The sequence below is a fragment of the Campylobacter concisus genome, assembly GCF_902460875.1.
Lineage (GTDB): Bacteria > Campylobacterota > Campylobacteria > Campylobacterales > Campylobacteraceae > Campylobacter_A > Campylobacter_A concisus_AA.
The window spans coordinates 2,547-4,348 of the sequence record NZ_CABPVR010000014.1 but is presented as its reverse complement, the minus strand read 5'-3'; the positions used below and the strand labels follow the sequence as shown (position 1 = coordinate 4,348).

The following is a 1,802-nucleotide window of genomic DNA, read 5'->3' as shown; positions in this document are numbered from 1 at the left end:
GCTGTATATGAGTTTTTAATATCTGAGTCTTCATTTTTTACTAAAGATATACTCTCATATATACTTTTATCAAAGCAGTGATGAAGATATATCTTATCTATATCTTCACTTACCTTACCATCTTCGTTTTCAATGATGAGATTGTTTATTGTAAGAGTAAGACCTGAACTTGATGCTGATGTAGGCACTACATTGTTGCCATGAGCTAGACGAAGCTTTATATCAAACATAGCTGAGTCTTTATCATCTCTTAGGGTAAAGTTGTTCTCTTTAGCAAAATTTAATAAAGAGAAATTTAGGTGTTTGTTTTTGGACGTTTGGTCTTCAAAGTACTTCATGCTTATAATGCCATCTTCTAGTTTATACTCTATATCATCACTATTTTGCTTTATACTAGTAAAGGTGGCACCATTTATCTTATCTTCCTCATTTTTGTTTTCTTGATAGAGTATTACCGTATCTTTGCTCTTTGCATTTTTAAATTTTATCTCTTCATTTTTACTATCTTCGTAAGAGTCAAATTTAAAGTCAGTAAGTATTAGCTCACATAAATTTACCTTGCCATAGTTTGGCCTACTAGAATTTAGCTCTTTTGGGTTTAGTTCACTGCAATCAAATGGAGTCTGACTAGCTAGCACGACGGTAAATTCGCTCTTTTTAGGCTGAAAGACTCTAATAGGAGTTGTCATTTTCCTTGGACATAGCAAGAGTATATTTTCTTGTTTGTAAAATTCCTCCTCTCTTTGCCTTAAGAGCTTATTTATTCTTGAAGTGTTTGAAGCATTTGAGCTGATTAAATTTACGCAGTATATGTTTTCAAGGCTAAAGGTCTTTGTACTTTGAGTGCTTAATAAAGAATTTATCTTATTAACAAATGGCTGAAATAAAGCCTCACACTTTGATACATCTGATGCATTTAAATTTGATCCATTTTCTTGAAGCTTCATAAATTCTAAATGAGTGACGTTTTGGATGATCTCTTTATTGTTTTGATTTTTTGATTTATATTTTGCTTTGGATATATTTAAATGGCTAAAAATATCTATACACTCGGCAAAATTAATATTTTGTTCATCACTCTCATAAAGCCCAAACTGAGTTGAAATTTTTTCTCGTAAAAGAGATATTTTATTGCTCGCTTCATCACTAAAGCTCTCATATGCTAGCCAAAACCAGGCCTTAAAACGATTTTTGCTTTTGATATAGCTTGCTAGGGATGGATCAATATTACTTTTTTTGCTGATATAAAGAAGTGCTAAAAGTGCGACATGCTCTCTTGAAATTTGGCTGTTTTGTGTATCTGAAGTAAGTGAAACGGCTTGTAAATTTTTAAGCGGAGAGTTGTTTAATTTTTGATTTATCTCTTGGATTAGCGGCGTAAACTTTTGCTCCAAGATGGCATTTAGCTGATCTTCTGAGCTAAATTCAAACTCAGGTAAAGTATCGGCACCTCCAGACTTTGCATAAGCCTCTTTTGCGGCGTCATTTATCTTTTTAAAAAGTTCATCCGTATTTATCTTTTCTATGGTGGTCGCACTCGTGGTGTTAGCGATAGCTCGCTTGACATCTTTTATGACTTTATCTTTGTTGTTTTTATAAATTTGAGCACAAATAAGTTCTATATCATCTTTTAGGCTAAAGCCATATCCAATAAGTAACTTGCTGTTAGATATAAATGGTCTGCTTATGTCATTGTCATATGAAAATTTTATGATATCTATTAAATTTCTTTTAAAATTTACATCATTTCTGGGCGTTAGAGGCATTAAACTTCCTTGGAAATTTTTGCTAAATATTAGCAC

1 protein-coding gene is annotated in these 1,802 nt (G+C 32.1%); it reads right to left on the bottom strand.

Annotated elements, in window-relative coordinates; translation table 11 throughout:
- Positions 1-1,766, bottom strand: a 1,766-nt coding sequence (locus F3H01_RS09270) for a hypothetical protein (protein ID WP_188116374.1), incomplete at its 3' end; no start/stop codon positions are given.
- Between the last annotated feature and the right edge of the window lie 36 nt (positions 1,767-1,802).